The organism is Streptomyces sp. WY228, assembly GCF_019287315.1.
Classification (GTDB): domain Bacteria; phylum Actinomycetota; class Actinomycetes; order Streptomycetales; family Streptomycetaceae; genus Streptomyces; species Streptomyces caviscabies.
Window position 1 is genome coordinate 4,329,020 of the sequence record NZ_CP079114.1, and the last position, 15,096, is coordinate 4,344,115.

The 15,096-nt window shown below is 69.6% G+C and carries 15 protein-coding genes; 5 read left to right on the forward strand and 10 right to left on the reverse strand.

Features of this window, described 5'->3' with window-relative positions:
- Positions 1–141: 141 nt before the first annotated feature.
- Positions 142–2,730 carry an MFS transporter gene (locus KV381_RS18915; protein ID WP_218785762.1) on the reverse strand — a complete coding sequence of 863 codons (2,589 nt, stop codon included), beginning with the start codon at positions 2,728–2,730 and terminating at the stop codon, positions 142–144.
- A gap of 31 nt (positions 2,731–2,761) precedes the next feature.
- Positions 2,762–3,274: a MarR family winged helix-turn-helix transcriptional regulator gene (locus KV381_RS18920; protein ID WP_218785764.1), complete on the reverse strand. Its 513-nt coding sequence runs from the start codon at positions 3,272–3,274 to the stop codon at positions 2,762–2,764.
- 259 nt (positions 3,275–3,533) lie between these two features.
- On the opposite strand from KV381_RS18920, the gene KV381_RS18925 reads away from it, so the two are divergent.
- A complete protein-coding gene (locus KV381_RS18925; RefSeq protein WP_030077455.1) occupies positions 3,534–3,749 on the forward strand; it encodes a hypothetical protein in 216 nt (71 codons plus the stop codon).
- Between the two features lie 281 nt (positions 3,750–4,030).
- Here KV381_RS18925 and KV381_RS18930 read toward each other — a convergent pair whose 3' ends face one another.
- From KV381_RS18930 to KV381_RS18965, 8 genes are all read right to left on the reverse strand, one after another.
- Positions 4,031–4,873 carry a hypothetical protein gene (locus KV381_RS18930; protein ID WP_218785765.1) on the reverse strand — a complete coding sequence of 281 codons (843 nt, stop codon included), beginning with the start codon at positions 4,871–4,873 and terminating at the stop codon, positions 4,031–4,033.
- A 91-nt stretch (positions 4,874–4,964) separates the two neighbouring features.
- A complete protein-coding gene (locus KV381_RS18935; protein WP_018958648.1) occupies positions 4,965–5,831 on the reverse strand; it encodes an RNA polymerase sigma factor SigF in 867 nt (288 codons plus the stop codon).
- A 234-nt stretch (positions 5,832–6,065) separates the two neighbouring features.
- On the reverse strand, positions 6,066–6,920 hold the full coding sequence (locus KV381_RS18940) for an RNA polymerase sigma factor SigF (RefSeq protein ID WP_373307589.1): 855 nt from the start codon (positions 6,918–6,920) through the stop codon (positions 6,066–6,068).
- Between the two features lie 225 nt (positions 6,921–7,145).
- Complete coding sequence (locus KV381_RS18945; protein ID WP_015610041.1) at positions 7,146–7,439, reverse strand: Dabb family protein; 294 nt, start codon at positions 7,437–7,439, stop codon at positions 7,146–7,148.
- A 10-nt stretch (positions 7,440–7,449) separates the two neighbouring features.
- Positions 7,450–7,614: a hypothetical protein gene (locus tag KV381_RS18950; RefSeq protein ID WP_007446295.1), complete on the reverse strand. Its 165-nt coding sequence runs from the start codon at positions 7,612–7,614 to the stop codon at positions 7,450–7,452.
- A gap of 455 nt (positions 7,615–8,069) precedes the next feature.
- Entirely contained in the window at positions 8,070–9,077 is a 1,008-nt protein-coding gene (locus KV381_RS18955) for a phosphotransferase family protein (RefSeq protein ID WP_218785767.1), read from the reverse strand.
- A 70-nt stretch (positions 9,078–9,147) separates the two neighbouring features.
- Positions 9,148–10,125 (reverse strand): MarR family transcriptional regulator, encoded by a 978-nt coding sequence (locus tag KV381_RS18960; protein ID WP_256995097.1) that lies wholly within the window; start codon positions 10,123–10,125, stop codon positions 9,148–9,150.
- A 511-nt stretch (positions 10,126–10,636) separates the two neighbouring features.
- Entirely contained in the window at positions 10,637–10,951 is a 315-nt protein-coding gene (locus KV381_RS18965; RefSeq protein ID WP_030627079.1) for a 4a-hydroxytetrahydrobiopterin dehydratase, read from the reverse strand.
- 145 nt (positions 10,952–11,096) lie between these two features.
- On the opposite strand from KV381_RS18965, the gene KV381_RS18970 reads away from it, so the two are divergent.
- The 4 genes from KV381_RS18970 to KV381_RS18980 all read left to right on the forward strand — a co-directional run bounded on the left by KV381_RS18970 (position 11,097) and on the right by KV381_RS18980 (position 15,018).
- Positions 11,097–11,735 carry an HAD family hydrolase gene (locus KV381_RS18970; RefSeq protein ID WP_030627081.1) on the forward strand — a complete coding sequence of 213 codons (639 nt, stop codon included), beginning with the start codon at positions 11,097–11,099 and terminating at the stop codon, positions 11,733–11,735.
- 45 nt (positions 11,736–11,780) lie between these two features.
- Positions 11,781–12,965, forward strand: coding sequence for a helix-turn-helix transcriptional regulator (locus KV381_RS18975; protein WP_030627084.1), 1,185 nt, complete (start codon positions 11,781–11,783; stop codon positions 12,963–12,965).
- A gap of 821 nt (positions 12,966–13,786) precedes the next feature.
- Positions 13,787–13,918: a hypothetical protein gene (locus KV381_RS36545; RefSeq protein ID WP_256995100.1), complete on the forward strand. Its 132-nt coding sequence runs from the start codon at positions 13,787–13,789 to the stop codon at positions 13,916–13,918.
- Complete coding sequence (locus KV381_RS18980) at positions 13,915–15,018, forward strand: methyltransferase domain-containing protein (RefSeq protein ID WP_218785771.1); 1,104 nt, start codon at positions 13,915–13,917, stop codon at positions 15,016–15,018. The genes KV381_RS36545 and KV381_RS18980 overlap by 4 nt, the downstream gene beginning before the upstream one ends.
- Positions 15,019–15,096: the final 78 nt, after the last annotated feature.

The window sequence follows — 15,096 nt, forward strand, 5'->3', positions numbered from 1 at the left end:
TATCCGCCTCCGGGGCCCCTTTCCACCCGGTCGTGACAGCCTCTCCGCTGGAAGTGCCGTCCGACCAGGGGTCTTCGCGATCCCTTCACGTGCGCACGCGCATCCCTATAGGTGCACGTGCGCCCGCGTCCGAGGGATCAATCACTCACCCGGGTGGGCGAGTTCGATGTCGTGCCCGTCGACTCCCGTGCCGCTGACGGTGAGGGAGCCCGCCACCGGCGGGTAGCCGGTCGCGATGACGGTGTACTCGCCCGTGTCCAGGTCGGTGAAGGCGTACGCCCCGTCCTCGCCGGTCGTCGCGGTGGCGACCACGTTGCCCGCCGCGTCGATCAGCGTGACCCGGGCGTCGGTCAGCGGGCTCCGGGCGGACCCGGCCCGCACGACGCCCTGGACCAGCGCACCGGACCGCAGCGTGGCCTCGACGCGGGTGACGCCCTGGCCGCCGATCTCCACCGGCAGCGCCAGCGGCCGGAAGCCGGCCGCGTTGACCGCGACGGTCACGGAGCCCGGGATCAGCTCGCCGAAGGCGAACTCACCGGTCGGGCCGGACGTGCCGGTGGCCAGCACGTCGCCCCGGACGTCGGTCACGATGACCATCGCCCCGTCGACCGGAGTGCCGGACCCTTCGGCCCTGACGGTTCCGGCCAGCCCGCTCGTACCGGACAGCAGGATGTCGAAGGCCAGCGGCTCCTCGCCGACGACCACCGTGGACGCCTGCGGCTGGTAGCCGTCGGCGGAGGCGATCAGCACATAGCTGCCGGAGCCGGGGGCGTCGAGGGTGTAGCCGCCGTCGGACCGGGCGACCGAACGCCCGAGTTGACGGCCGCCCAGCGAGATCAGCGTGACGGCCGCACGGGCGACCGGAGCGCCCTCCGCGCCGCGCACCACACCGCGGACAGGGGTGCCCTGGACGGTGTCGTGCACGTTCTCGTACGCGGCACTGGCACCGGCACCGGCACCGCCGCCCGCGGCAAGGGCGTCGGCCTCGGCGTCGGCCGTGTCGACCGAGGTGACCCCGGCCGCGCCCTCGGAGACCAGCCCGGCCGCGCCGACGGCGGCGGGCACGGGGGCCTCGGCCGTCTCGACGGCCGCCGGAGCCTCGGCCGGGGTGTCGACCGGGGTGTCGTTCCCGGCGCTGCTCTTCAGCGCGACCTCCTTGATGAAGATCGTCACGATGAAGGCGATCAGCGCGCACGGAGCGGCGTACAGGAAGACGTCGCCGACGCCGTGCCCGTACGCGGCCTCCATGACCACGCGGAACGGCTCGGGCAGCTTGTCCAGGTCGGGGATGCCCCCGCCGCCGGTGCCGCCGTGGCCGAGCTTGGCGCCCTCGGGACCGAGAGCGGCGAGGCCGTCCTTGACGTACTGCGTGACGCGGTTGCCGAGCACGGCGCCCAGCGCCGAGACGCCGATCGCACCGCCGAGGGACCGGAAGAAGGTGACGACGGAGCTCGCGGAACCGAGGTCCTCGGGAGCGACCTGGTTCTGCGTGGCGAGGACCAGGTTCTGCATCATCATGCCGATGCCGAGGCCCATGACGAACATGAAGACCGCGACGTGCCAGTACGGGGTGTCGTACCGGATCGTGCCCAGCAGCCCCAGCCCGGCCGTGACCAGGAAGCCGCCGCTGACCAGCCACGCCTTCCAGCGGCCCGTCTTGGTGATGACCTGGCCGGAGACGGTCGAGGAGAGGAAGAGCCCCGCGATCATCGGGATGGTCATGACGCCGGACATCGTCGGCGACTTGCCGCGCGCCAGCTGGAAGTACTGGCTGAAGAAGACGGTGCCCGCGAACATCGCGATGCCGACGAACAGCGAGGCGATCGAGGCCAGCGTGATGGTGCGGTTGCGGAAGAGGCGCAGCGGAATGATCGGTTCCTTGGCCCGCGACTCGATGAACACGAAGATCAGGCCGAGCAGGGCGGAGCCCGCGACCATCACGTACGTCTGCCACGACAGCCAGTCGTACTTGTCGCCCGCGAAGGTCACCCAGACCAGCAGCAGCGAGACGGCGGCGCTGATGAAGAACGCGCCGGACCAGTCGACCTTGACGCCCTCGCGCTTGACGACCGGGAGCTTCAGGGTCTTCTGGAGCACGATCAGCGCGATGATCGCGAAGGGCACGCCGACGTAGAAGCACCAGCGCCAGCCCATCCAGCTGGTGTCGGTGATGACGCCGCCGAGCAGCGGACCGCCGACGGTGGCGACGGCGAAGACCGCGCCCAGGTAGCCGCTGTAGCGGCCGCGCTCGCGCGGGGCGATCATCGCGGCCATGACGATCTGCGCGAGGGCGGAGAGCCCGCCGACGCCGATGCCCTGGACGACCCGGCAGGCGATGAGCATGCCGCTGCTGGTCGACAGACCGGCGACGACCGAGCCCAGGACGTAGATGATCAGGGCTATCTGGACCAGCAGCTTCTTGCTGAAGAGGTCCGAGAGCTTGCCCCAGAGCGGGGTGGTGGCGGTCATGGCCAGCAGCGAGGCCGTCACGACCCAGGTGTAGGCGCTCTGGCCGCCGCCGAGGTCGGAGATGATCTCGGGCAGGGCGTTGGAGACGACCGTCGACGACAGGATCGCGACGAACATGCCGAGCAGCAGCCCGGTCAGCGCCTCCATGATCTGCCGGTGTGTCATCGGCGTGCCGTCGGGGGCGCCGGAGGCGTTGCCGCCGCCGTGCCCTCCGTGCTTGGCGTGGCCGCCCCGCACACCGGTGGGTGTGGTCGTAGCCATTGAGTTCCTTATCCGTGCGTATTTGCTTCTGTTACACAGGTGTACGGGTGTGAGCCTCGTCGCCGAGGCGGGTCCTGCACTCGCCGGTGTGACGTCCGGGGGCGCAGCCGCCGGATCCGCGACAGGCGAAGCTGTCACGCAGCCGGGACAGCAGCGCGATGAGCCGGCCGACGTCCTCGTCGGACCAGTCCTGGAGGTTGTGGGCGAACATCTCGGTGGTCCGCCGGGTCAGCTCGCCGAGCTGTTCGTGCCCGCCGGGGGTCAGCCGCAGGATGCGGGACCGCTTGTCCGCCGGGTCCGGAGACCGCTCGATCCAGCCGCGATCGGCCACATGGGCCACGTGCCGACTGGTCACCGACATGTCCACGGACAGCAGCTCGGCGAGCCTGCTGATCCGCATCTCGCCGTGCCGGTCCAGGAGGGTCAGTACGGCCGCGGATCCCGCGGGACACTCGGAGGGCAGGGCTCGGGCGAGCCCTCTTTTGACGGCCCCGACGGCACTGAGCTGCCGGGCCAGTTCCTCGTAACTACTCCGTGCGGCCACGGGAACCCCCAGCACACTCACGACCATGTTGTTGCTTAGGGCAACGATAGAAGCCGTTGGTTGCTGCAGGCAAACGAAAACGGCCTTGCAGAAGTAAAGGAACGCAAAAGCCTCTGTAGGGCCGAGGTCAAGCGCGGCGCCACCTGCTCTCCACGGGGCTGTGGGGCGATCTTCGGGCGGGCCGCCGCAGGTGGAGCGGGGTGCCCCGGGTGGCCCCGGGGGTTGGGCCGGGGCCCCGAGTTCGCTAGGGTCCTGCCCCATGGCACACAACCCCCACGCCCCTCAGCCGGGCCCCGAGGGCAACCACGACCCGGCGGGCAGCACGCAGATGTTCCGCGCCTTCGTCGACGAGGGCGAGCCGCAGCGCCGGCAGCAGCCCGCGGCGACCTCGTCCGGGCCGAGAGTCGGGGTGATCGCGGCGGTGATCGCGGTCGTCGTCGTCCTCGGCGCGGTGGCCTGGCTCGCACTGGGCTGACCGGCTCGCACGCTTGTGCCGGGCTGATCACGACATCACGCGGGGCAGCACGCAGGACATCACGCACGACCGCACGATCCGGCCGCACGGGGGACGGACGGCGGGGCCACGACCGACCGGCTCCCGCTCCGCCCCGGGCGGCCTTCGTGCGTCCGGGGCGGCTTCGAGCGTGCTGCGCGGATTCAGTGGATTCAGCGGGTCGAACGACAGCAGCGGGCCCTGCGGCTTCAGCGGGCTCTACGAGTTCCGCAGGCTTTACGGATTCCGCGGGTCCGCCCGGATCACTCCCACTCGGCGGAGACGTCCTGGGTCTCGACGCTCATGCCCAGCGGTACCCGCCAGGACTCAACACAGACGGTGTACGTCTTCGAGCGCGTCGAACCCGCGGCGATCGGGGCGGGCAAGGGCTGGGACGAGGTGATCGTCGCCCAGTCGACGCCGAGGGTGCCGATGATGTGGGTGGCGAAGGTGACGGTCCCGGAACGCGCCGGGGAGCCGCCGGTGTTGCGGAACTCCACGGTCACCTTCTCGCACCACCGCTTGTCCGCCGCCGCACGCTCCGGGGCGCTCAGCGTCAGCGCGGCCGGGGCCGGGGGCGGCGCGGGAGGTTCCGGGCTGCCGGAGGACCCGCCGCCGGGCTTCGGAGGCGTGGAGGGTTCGGTGGGCGTGGACGGCTTGGAGGGAGCCGGGGGCTTCGCCCCCGCCCCACCTGATGAACCTGATGAACCGGGCGAGCCGGGTGCACCCGCACCGCCTTGACCGCCGACCGCCCCCGAACGCTCCCCACCGCTCCCGCTCCCGCCACCGGGCCCGGGGCGGCCCTTGGGGCCCGGCGAGGCGTTCGCACCGGAGGCAGGCGCCGCAGAAGGGGACGTATTGTCCCCACCCCTCGCCGCACCCCCGCCGCTCGCGTCGAGGGGCGTGAGCGTCACCTCGCCCGAAGGCCGCCCGTCCCCGCCGGAGGGGCTGTCCGGGTCTTCGGCGGCCGCGCCCACGGCCACGTAACCGTCGCCCGTTCCGCTGCCGCAGCCGGACAGCAGGCCAGCGCCCAGGCACAGCGCGGCCGCCGAGGCGGCGATGGCGCTGCCCCGGCGGCCGGTGGATCCGCATGTCTGACGTCGCATCGCGTCAGTGTGTCTGACGCTTCGTCACATATGAAGCCTCGTGAACCGCTTTTCCGGCTGGGCCGGCCCACTCGTCTTTCCGGCTACCGGCTCAGTCGGCGATGAGCCCTTCCCTGAGCTGCGCGAGCGTGCGGGTGAGCAGCCGGGAGACGTGCATCTGGGAGATGCCGACCTCCTCGCCGATCTGTGACTGCGTCATGTTCGCGAAGAACCGCAGCATGATGATCTGTCGCTCGCGCGGGGCGAGCTTGGCCAGCAGCGGCTTCAGCGACTCGCGGTACTCGACGCCTTCCAGCGCCGAGTCCTCGTAGCCGAGGCGGTCGGCGAGCGAGCCCTCGCCGCCGTCGTCCTCGGGCGAGGGGGAGTCGAGCGAGGAGGCGGTGTAGGCGTTGCCGACGGCGAGACCGTCGACCACGTCCTCCTCGGAGACCCCGAGCGCGCGGGCCAGCTCCGGCACGGTCGGCGAGCGGTCCAGCTTCTGCGCGAGCTCGTCGCTGGTCTTGGTCAGCGCGAGCCGCAGCTCCTGGAGACGGCGGGGGACCCGCACGGACCAGGAGGTGTCACGGAAGAAGCGTTTGATCTCGCCGACGACGGTGGGCATCGCGAACGTCGGGAACTCGACGCCGCGTTCGCAGTCGAACCGGTCGATCGCCTTGATCAGGCCGATCGTGCCGACCTGGACGATGTCCTCCATCGGTTCGTTGCGGCTGCGGAACCGCGCCGCGGCGTACCGCACCAGCGGGAGGTTCAGTTCGATCAGTGTGTCCCGCACATAGGTCCGCTCCGGACTGTCCGTTCCCTCGGGCCCGGAGGCGGGGCCGAGCGCGGCGAGCCGCAGGAACAGGGAGCGGGACAGCGTGCGGGTGTCGATGGCTTCCGGCGAGCTGGTGAGCACGGCGGGTGCCGGCACGCTCTTCGTGAGCGTGAGCACCTTCGAGCTGCCCTGTTCTTCGGACATGCCACCCCCTTGAGGTCGCGGACGGTCGCGGTGGCCGCGACCATCGGAGGAACGCAGCCTCCACCTGAATACCGGAGGCGGGGCTGCGGCAAACGCGCTTCGAGCAGAATGTCACATGTCGGCAACACGCTGTAGTGACATGTCGACAAGTCAGCGCCGAATCCGCCCTGGAAACAGGGGGTGTAGCCCTTTTATGCCGTCAGAACTGCTCTGTGGACGGTCTACCCGTTCCGGTTACGCCTCGATCCTGTTTGCGGATCTCAGTCGGGCGAAGCTTCGGGCGAGGAGCCTTGACACATGCATCTGGGAGACGCCGAGCTCGGCGCTGATCTGAGACTGGGTCAAGTTGCTGTAGTAGCGCAGGAGAAGGATGCGCTGCTCACGCTCGGGAAGCTGGACGAGGAGGTGGCGTACGAGATCGCGGTGCTCGACCCCGGCGAGCGCGGGATCCTCGTAACCGAGCCGGTCGAGCAGGCCGGGCAGCCCGTCGCCCTCCTGGGCGGCCTCCAGCGAGGTCGCGTGGTACGAGCGCCCGGCCTCGATGCAGGCGAGCACCTCGTCCTCGGAGATCTTCAGCCGCTCGGCGATCTCGCCGGTGGTGGGGGACCGCCCGTGAGCGGTCGTCAGGTCCTCGGTGGCGCCGGTGACCTGGACCCAGAGTTCGTGCAGTCGGCGGGGGACGTGAACGGTGCGCACATTGTCGCGAAAGTAACGTTTGATCTCGCCGACGACGGTGGGCATCGCGAAGGTCGGAAACTGGACCCCGCGTTCCGGATCGAACCGGTCGATGGCGTTGATCAGACCGATGGTGCCGACCTGGACGACGTCCTCCATCGGCTCGTTACGGCTGCGGAACCGTGCGGCGGCGTACCGCACGAGGGGGAGGTTCGCCTCGATGAGGGCGTCCCGGACCCGGCCGTGTTCCGGAGTGCCCGGCTCCAGGTTCTTGAGCTGACCGAAGAGGACCTGGGTGAGCGCCCTGGTGTCGGCGCCGCGGGCTCTGGCGGGCCGGGTCGAGGGGTCCGGGGTCTCGGTCTGGATGTCCTCGGCCCGGACGGTCTCGACGGTCTGGACGGTCTGGGGAGGCACTTGAGGCGCTGTACTGGCCGGCACGGTGACGCCACCCCTTTGCGGTCAACTACGGTCAACTCATCCGTCAAAAGCGGTCATAGCATCACAAGACATGTCCACTGTGTGCAAGCACCGCATAGTGCCGTGTTGACGGCATAAGGGTTTAAAAGGAACAAGGAAACCCCCCGCCGGAACGGCGAGGGGTTGGGTGGAACCGGGATGGACCGGCCCCCGTGAGCGGGATCAGAAGGGGTAGTCGGCGATCACCCAAGTGGCGAATTCGCGCCACTGTCCGGCGGCGGCCTGGTGGGCGGGGTGCTCGATGTACCGCTTGAGGGCGTCCTCGTCGGCGACGGCGGAGTTGATGGCGTAGTCGTACGCGATCGGCCGGTCGGTGATGTTCCAGGCGCACTCCCAGAACTCCAGCTCCGGGACCTGCCCGGCCAGCTCCCGGAAGGCCCGGTCCCCGGCGACGACCCGCGGGTCGTCCCGCTCGACGCCCTCGTTCAGCTTGAAGAGGACCAGGTGGCGGATCATCGTGGGTCTCCTACTTCACCAGTTCTGACATGAAGTCACCGACGCTCTGGGCGGCGGTGGAAATGCCCTCGAACCCTACCTGGACCAGTTCGGCGGCCCGCTGCGGAGACATGATGATCGTGTACAGCACGAAGACCACCAATATGTAGATGATGATCGTCTTTGCCTTGGCCACAATCCTTGCCTCCCCATCGACCCCACGTGCGATCGGGCGATTGTATCCGCACGAATGGTCGTATCCGCTGGCCGTTCGCCGCCCGCTCCCTGGCGGTTCCCTGGTCGCTTCTGATCACTGACGCACTCTTTAAGGACCTACGTCCCCGCCATCGAGGTCTTTCGCCGGGCCTCACGGCCCGCGCCGCGCGGCAGGATGGATATCGAGCCCGACGGGACCAGGCAGGACCCGAAGGGCCCGGAACAGGGCCTCCCTGTGGGGCCACCGCCGCGCGATACCCCCTGACCGCGGCGGGCCGGCCAGCAGGCCCTGTTCTCATCGGGGGAAGCGGCTTGTCCCCCCGATGCCGCTTCCCCCGACCTGAACCGGAGCGCCCGGCCGCCGTACATCCTCTGTACGCCGGCCGGGCGCTCTGCTGTGCGCAGGGGCATCGGCGAGGACATCGCAGCGAGCGTTCAGGCGTAACGCTCGAAGAGGGCCTGGACGTACCCCTCCAGCCGCTGAGCGAGGACGTCGGCGGTCAGATCGACGCGGCCCACTTCCCGCCAGGGGACAGCGACCTTCTCCCCGTCCGGGGCGAAACCGAGCGCGTCCAGCAGCCGCCAGTAGAGATGGTCGGAGGGGTCCCCGGCCAGGGTTCCTCCCGCGTCGACATACCGATCGGTGAACCGCATGCCCGCGGGAACCCCGTGCAGCAGAGCGAGGGCCGTCGAACAGTGCGCCACGTCCAGATCGGCGGGCCCCCAGGAGGTCTCCACCCAGTCCACGACCCCACTGATCCGAAGGCCGTCGCCGCCACCGTCACGGTCACCGTCGCCGGTGCCGGAGAAGAGGACATTCCCCGGATGAAAATCCCGATGCAGAAAGCACCCTTCATACGCCGGAGGCTCGCGGCGGATGACATCGACGGCCCGCCGCCAGAGCTCGGGCCGCGCGGTGGCCGGGGGCAGGACCACCCGCTCGGGAGAGGCCCAGGCCTGATAGGTCCGGGGGCGCTGATGCGCGGCCACGGGCAGCCGATGGATCCGCACGAGCTGCCGCGCCAGGAGATCGGCACGGTCATCGGCACCGTGATCGTCGAGGCGCAGGGCCCCCGGAAGCAGGGACATCAGCAGGGAGGGGTGATCGCAATGCTCGGCCGCCGCATCCACGGCCACGAGGGTGGCGGCGGGTACGTCCGTATCACGGAGGAGACGCAGGATGTCGGCCTCCCGGTTCAACAAACCCTCCGCGTGCCGAACGTAGAACGGCTTGACGAAGGACCGCAGAACGAGCGACCGCGCCCCACCCGGCCCACCGAGATCCAGCCGCCGCATCTCCGACGTCCAACCACCACGCAACGGCACGACCTGCTCGATGCGCTCGGCCTCGGAGAGCCCGTTCTTCTCCACCCAGGACCGCGTGGCGTCCCAGCCCGGACGGTCACCACGATCCACACCGATGCTCTCGGCCCTCTCGCTCATGGAGCGCAGGCTAGCCGCGTCCCGTCGGGTGCGTCCCGAGTCCTTGCCGACGAACTCGAATGTGACCAACTCAGACCGATTTCAGCAGGTCGCGGAGGTTGGTCATGCGTGCTCTGACGTCGGCGGCTTCGGTGGCTTCGGCGGGCGGGGTGTCGGGGCGGTGGGCTGTGCGGCAGGGTCGGCAGAGCCCGTCGGGGAGGGCTTCGGGCTGGCCGGGCCGACCACAGTCGGTGCACTCCATGAGGATGCGGCGGGTGGGGGCGGGGCTTCCGGGTGAGGAGTTCTCGGCGGCGGGCAGCCGGGGCGGCATCTTGTCGGTGAGGCGTCGGCGGAGGAGGCCGAGTGGTGAGTCGACCTGGGCGGGGAGTCCTGCGGTGAGGGCGTGGGTGAGGTAGTCGATGTTGACGCCTCGGTCGAGCCATTGGGTTGCCAGTGGTTCGAGGGCGGTGCAGTCGTCGGCGGAGAGGGCGAGGCGGTGGTCGTTGCGGCCGAGGTGGGCGAGGGCGAGGTAGGCGGGCCCGGGTTCGGGTTCGGCGGTATGGGGTTGTGCGGGAGCGGTGTCGGGTGCCTGGTCCGGTGTGCGTTGCTGCGGTACGCCGGTGGCTTCGGGGGCCTGTTCCGTACGGGGTTCTTCCGGTGCGGGCGGCGGGGGAGTGGCGTCGAGGGCCGGGGTATCCAGCGCAGAGTTCGCGGCCGAGCTGCTGTTCTCGGTGGCGAGGTAGTCGTTCCACCATTCGCTGTCGCGGGCGGTGCGGGACCAGAAGGTGCGGAAGACCCAGCGGGTTTCGTCGCCTGCGTTGGTGACGGAGCACCGGACGCGGCGGAGGTGCCCGGCGACGGAGAGGGCGGTCAGGGCGGTGGAGATGGACTGTTGCCCGTAGAGCGGGAGCTGTTTGGCCAGCTGCTTCACGCTCATCGCGGCACCTTCGGGGAGGTGGTCGACGTACCCGGCGACGTACCGCTCACGCGTCGGCAGAAGAGAGAAGTCCTCGCGGGTGCGGGGAAGTTGTTGTGGCGCGGAGCGCTTGCCGTACCCGGGATTGGCCATCGGGTACGCGGCGGAGAGTGCGGGGGCAGGCAGGACGGAGCTAATGTGCTTTGTAGCCACGGGATCGGAACTTTCTCACTGGATCGATCTTGCGGTGAGACCCCGGCCTGGTGTGGCAACACCGCGTCGGGGTCGATTAGTTCTCGCACCGTAAGCGGCGGTCACGCTGCGCCGCAAGCTGTCACGATTAGTCATACTTGCTGGCCGTGGCGGGGTGGGGAGGGAGGGAAGGTTTTCCCCAACCCCCTTCTTCTACCTACCGGTTAAAGAAGGCGCTCGTGTCACGGGTCTCGTATCCCGACGCCCGAATCCCGGGTCTCAAGCTTCGGGCCGGGCCCCCGTTCACGTACCCCCGGAAGAGTGACCGGACCGGCCCCGAGGCCCGAGTCTTGCGGCTCGGGACCCGAGCTTCGGGGCCTACGTGTTGCCTTCTTCCAGGGCGGTGCGCAGCCAGTCGGGACTTCCCTGTGACAGGAGTTCGTCGGCGAGGCGGATTGCATACCGGATGCCTTCAGACGTTGTGAGCCCGCGCCTGGTGTGCCGCCGCGATCCGGTCGCTCCGTGCGGCCGGATCGAAGTCGGCCGCGGTCAGCCGGTGGCCGGCGTCGTGCGTCGTGATCCGGAACCGTACGTGATCCCACCGCAGGTCGATGTCCGCGTGGTGGCCGACGAGCCGCTCGACGTCCGCAACGTTGACGATCAGCGCGACGCCGCCGTGGTGCCGGACGCCGACCGCGCGGGTGATTGTGTTTCCTTCACGCACCCACCCCGGCAACTCGGCCAAGCGCGCTGCGATCTCCCCGTCCGGCAGCGGATCCATGCCCATCGTCAGATCTCCTCGATCACCAGCACCAGGACCTCCGTAAGGTGCCGGCCTAGCTGGCGACCTGTGTCCGCCCCGAGCCCCGGTGAGTTCAGGATCAGGCTGGGACGGCATCGCGCGGGACGGTTGTCAGCCCTAGGCTCGATGCGTGAAGACGTTCGTGTTCGACATCGGTGAGACTCTCGTCCGCGACGACCGCTACTGGCGTTCCTGGGCCGACTGGCTCGGCACGCCTCGACACACGCTGTCCGCTCTCGTCGGTGCCGTGACCGCCCAAGGGCTCGACAACTCCGAAGCGCTGAAGCTGGTGAAGCCGGGCATCGATATTCCGGCCGAGTACGCCGCCCGCGAGGCAGCCGGGCGGGGCGAGTACCTCGACGAGAGCGACCTCTACGAAGACGTCCGCCCCGCACTCGCGGGGCTCCGCCGACTCGGGATGCGCGTAGTCGTCGCAGGCAACCAGACGGTCCGTGCAGGCGAGTTGCTGCGGGGGCTGGACCTGCCCGCCGATCTCGTCGTGACCTCCGAAGAGTGGGGGTGCGCCAAGCCGTCGGCGGAGTTCTTCGCGAAGGTGCTGGAGGCGTCGGGTGCCCCTGCGCGCGACACCGTGTACGTCGGCGACCACCCCGCGAACGACACGTTCCCCGCCGCCGCTTCCGGACTCCGCACCGCGCACATCCGCAGGGGCCCCTGGGGACACCTCTGGGTCGGGGACGACCGTGTACACGCGACGGCCGACTGGGTGATCCGGTCGCTGTCCGAACTCACCGATATTGCTGGGAAGTAGCGGGAATCGGCTTCCGTAACGTCATCGCCCGCGTACAGTCAGCAGGTGTCCTCCGACAGCCCGCAGGAGATCGGCCGACGGATTGCCGCCTGCCGCCGCGCACGCCGCTACACCCAGACCGCACTTGCCGCGGCCTCTCACGTGTCCTACGCCATGGTTCGTGCCATTGAGCGAGGCGCTCGTCGGCCCAGCGACGAGGTGCTCGAAGCGATCGCGGATGCCCTTGGAGTGGATGTCGCGCGTCTACGCGCGGATTACGTCGGCACGGAGCGTCGTGTCCATCGGGCGCTGCCCGCCCTGTCGGAAGCGATCGTCGGGTATGACCTTGCCCTGGGGGCGCCGGCACGTAGACCGGAGGAACTGGCCGATGGGATCACTACGGCGGTGGGCTGGCGTCTCGCTGCCCAGTACGGCCGGATCGCCGCCGTCATTCCCGGGTTGTTGGCGGACGCGATTCGGTACGTCCATACAGCGCCCGGAACTGAGCACAAGAACGCCGCGCGGATGCTGGCCTCTGCCGCTCGGACCGCAGATGCCGTCGCTTTCAAGCACGGGGCACACGACCTCTCCGCGCGGCTCATCGACCTGATGCGCTGGGCAGCGGACCGGGCAGAGGACCCCCTCGTCCAGGCGGCCGCCTCGTACGTCCGCGCGGAGACGTTCTTCGCGGCCCGTGCCCACGCAGCAGGCCTGGTAGCGCTGGAGCAGGCCATCGAGGCTGCCCCACCACCGGACGGGCGTACGCAGGCGGCTGCTCGCGGTGCACTGCACATGAGGGCCGCAGTGCTCGCGGGTCGCGCGCAGAATGCTGCCGGGGCGGAAACTCACCTGGGTCATGCGCGTCAGCTGAGCCGACAAGTCGGCGGCGAAGGCTGTTATCTGGGCACGGCCTTTGGGCCTGAGAGCGTCCGTATCCACGAAGTGTCTGTCGCCGTCAGCCTCGGACCTGGCCACGTGGACCGGGCCCTTCGCGCTGCTGAGGCATGGGATCCGGGCATCGATCTGCCGGCCGAGCGTCGCAGTGGTTTCTACATCGAACTCGCCAGGGCTCAAGACTGGGCAGGCCGACCTGTAGAGGCCTTCAACAGCCTCCGAATGGCACGTGCTGCGGCCCCCCAGCACACACGGGAGCATCCCTGGACGCGTGAGGTCGCCCGAAGCCTGCGCCGCTTCCATCGCTCTGACGCCGAGAGCCTGACGCACTTCGCCCACTGGGCCGGAGCCGTCTGAACCGTGCGTGCCGCTACATGCAGTAGCAGTCACGTGTAGTCGTGCCATCCATGCTCTACCTGTCCGCGCCAGACAGGCAGTTGTGAGGAGACCGGATGAGCATTTCCGTGCCCGTGGAGGAACCGGGCATCGCCCGGCCACATACCGGCGAACGCCGCACCAGGAGCAGCCGGAGCGAGAGCGGCGACGCCACGTACAGAATGTGGCTCGGCCACACCCAGTCCTGCGCCACCTGCCGTGCCGGAGTTTCTTGTCCGATGGCTGTGCGGTTGGGTCGTGTTTGGCGGGAGACGCGGCGCGGATGAGGTGCTACGCGGATGGGGTCGCGCACGAGGTGCCGTCCGAGGACAGGGTGGGTGCTTACTGTCCGGAGCATGAGGTGACGTTGTTGTGGCGTGGTGATCCGATCACTTCCGTTGATGTGCCCCGGGGTGCGGTGGCAGACCTGGATGGGTTGTCGCTGGGGGCGGACGGCCCGTACGGCATGGCCTGTCGCAGTGCGTTGGTGACGGACCTGGCCGCAGTGCATGCGGTGTGCTGTCGGCCGGACTGTGTCTGTCCGTGCCACGCGCCGTTGCCCGTTGCTCTCCGGGGTGCCGGATGACCCTCGACCTGTCGGTCACGGATATCCGTACGTGTGAGGCGTGCTGGCGAGCACCGGTGACCGCAGTCCGGCGCACTGCCAACGGCCGGGATCTGCTGTGCCGGGCGTGTGCCGTGGGTGGCTGCCCGCGCCGGGTCGACCTGTTCCCGCCGTACGGGATCTACCGACTGCACCACCTTCTCAACCAGTCAGCTTCACCGATCAGAGGAGATGGACGATGACCAGCACCTCCGTACCCGTCGAGGCCGGTAAGCACGGCGGGCCGCCGTCGGACAAGCCGTGGACCCCGCCGCAGGAGCCGAAGCCGTCACCGGACGGCAGCCGGCCCCAGTTCGCCCCGCAGCCATGAGCACCGCACACCAGGTCCCTACGTACCCGGCGCTGGTACAGGAGTTGGCCGATCGGGGGCTGCTCACTGCCCGTTGGCGGCAGGTCTTTGATGCTGTGCCGCGCAGCGGGTTCGTCCCGGCGGAAGTCTGGCGGCAGCTTCCGGACCGGTGCGAGCCGGTCGTGGGCACGGAAGCGTGGCTGGCGTTGGTGAACAGCGACGAGCCGGTCGTCACGCAACTCGATGACGGGGCCGAGGACGGACCGGGTGTGGCGACGTCGTCGAACTCGATGCTCTCGATGGTGGCCCGGATGCTCGGCCTGCTCGAAGTTCAGGACGGTCAGCGGGTGGTGGAGATCGGCACCGGCACCGGGTACGTCGCCGCGCTGCTCTGCGAACGCCTCGGTGACGACCTGGTCCACAGCATCGAGCTGGACCCGGTCGTGGCCCGGCAAGCTGAAGAGGCATTGGCCCAGGCCGGGTACCGGCCGCACCTGCGCGTCGGCGACGGCGAACAACCCTGGCCCGGCCTCGGCCCGGTCGACCGGCTCATCGCCACCTGCGCGTTGCGGTACATCCCGTACGCCCTGCTTCGACAAGTCCGGCCCGGAGGGATCGTTGTCGCTCCGCTGGCCCGGGAGTTCTGGTCGGGCGCGCTGGTCCAGCTCCATGTCCAGGACGACGGCACCGCGATCGGCCCGTTCCGCGGCGGTGCCACGTACATGCCCATGCGCGCCCACCGCCTCCCCGACCTCCACGACGTACACGGGAAAGGCCGGGCGCGTGCCGCAGGCCTGGACCCCGCCCTCCTCCTCGACCTCGGCTTCGCCCTCTACGCCGGGGCCCGGCTCCCCGGCGTACGCCTCATCCACCAAAGCACCGACAACGGCGTTCACGTGTGGGCGACCCGCGAAGACGGAAGCGCCGCGACAGCCGCCACGGGAGAAGAGGTGTGGCAGTACGGGCCCGGATTCCTCTGGGAGGAGATCGAACAGAGCTGGTGGGAGTACGAGACGGAAGGGCGGCCCGACGCCGACCAATTCGGGCTGACCGTCACCGATCGGGGCCAGCACGTATGGCTGCGGGATCCGAGCGAGGCCATCCGGCCGAGCCGGGCGTGACCCGCGTAGGGCTCATCGCGCAGGCGCTGGGCCCTTACCCGTTGACCCGGTGTGCCGGCCCTGCGATGGAGCACACCG

What these genes read in the sequence shown, in the direction of transcription:
- KV381_RS36545 (WP_256995100.1), top strand. Translation starts at nt 13,787, where the DNA reads ATGACCAGCACCTCCGTACCCGTCGAGGCCGGTAAGCACGGCGGGCCG.
- KV381_RS18955 (WP_218785767.1), bottom strand. Translation starts at nt 9,077, where the DNA reads ATGAGCGAGAGGGCCGAGAGCATCGGTGTGGATCGTGGTGACCGTCCG.
- KV381_RS18930 (WP_218785765.1), bottom strand. Translation starts at nt 4,873, where the DNA reads ATGCGACGTCAGACATGCGGATCCACCGGCCGCCGGGGCAGCGCCATC.
- KV381_RS18980 (WP_218785771.1), top strand. Translation starts at nt 13,915, where the DNA reads ATGAGCACCGCACACCAGGTCCCTACGTACCCGGCGCTGGTACAGGAG.
- KV381_RS18915 (WP_218785762.1), bottom strand. Translation starts at nt 2,730, where the DNA reads ATGGCTACGACCACACCCACCGGTGTGCGGGGCGGCCACGCCAAGCAC.
- KV381_RS18945 (WP_015610041.1), bottom strand. Translation starts at nt 7,439, where the DNA reads ATGATCCGCCACCTGGTCCTCTTCAAGCTGAACGAGGGCGTCGAGCGG.
- KV381_RS18960 (WP_256995097.1), bottom strand. Translation starts at nt 10,125, where the DNA reads ATGGCCAATCCCGGGTACGGCAAGCGCTCCGCGCCACAACAACTTCCC.
- KV381_RS18965 (WP_030627079.1), bottom strand. Translation starts at nt 10,951, where the DNA reads ATGGGCATGGATCCGCTGCCGGACGGGGAGATCGCAGCGCGCTTGGCC.
- KV381_RS18935 (WP_018958648.1), bottom strand. Translation starts at nt 5,831, where the DNA reads ATGTCCGAAGAACAGGGCAGCTCGAAGGTGCTCACGCTCACGAAGAGC.
- KV381_RS18925 (WP_030077455.1), top strand. Translation starts at nt 3,534, where the DNA reads ATGGCACACAACCCCCACGCCCCTCAGCCGGGCCCCGAGGGCAACCAC.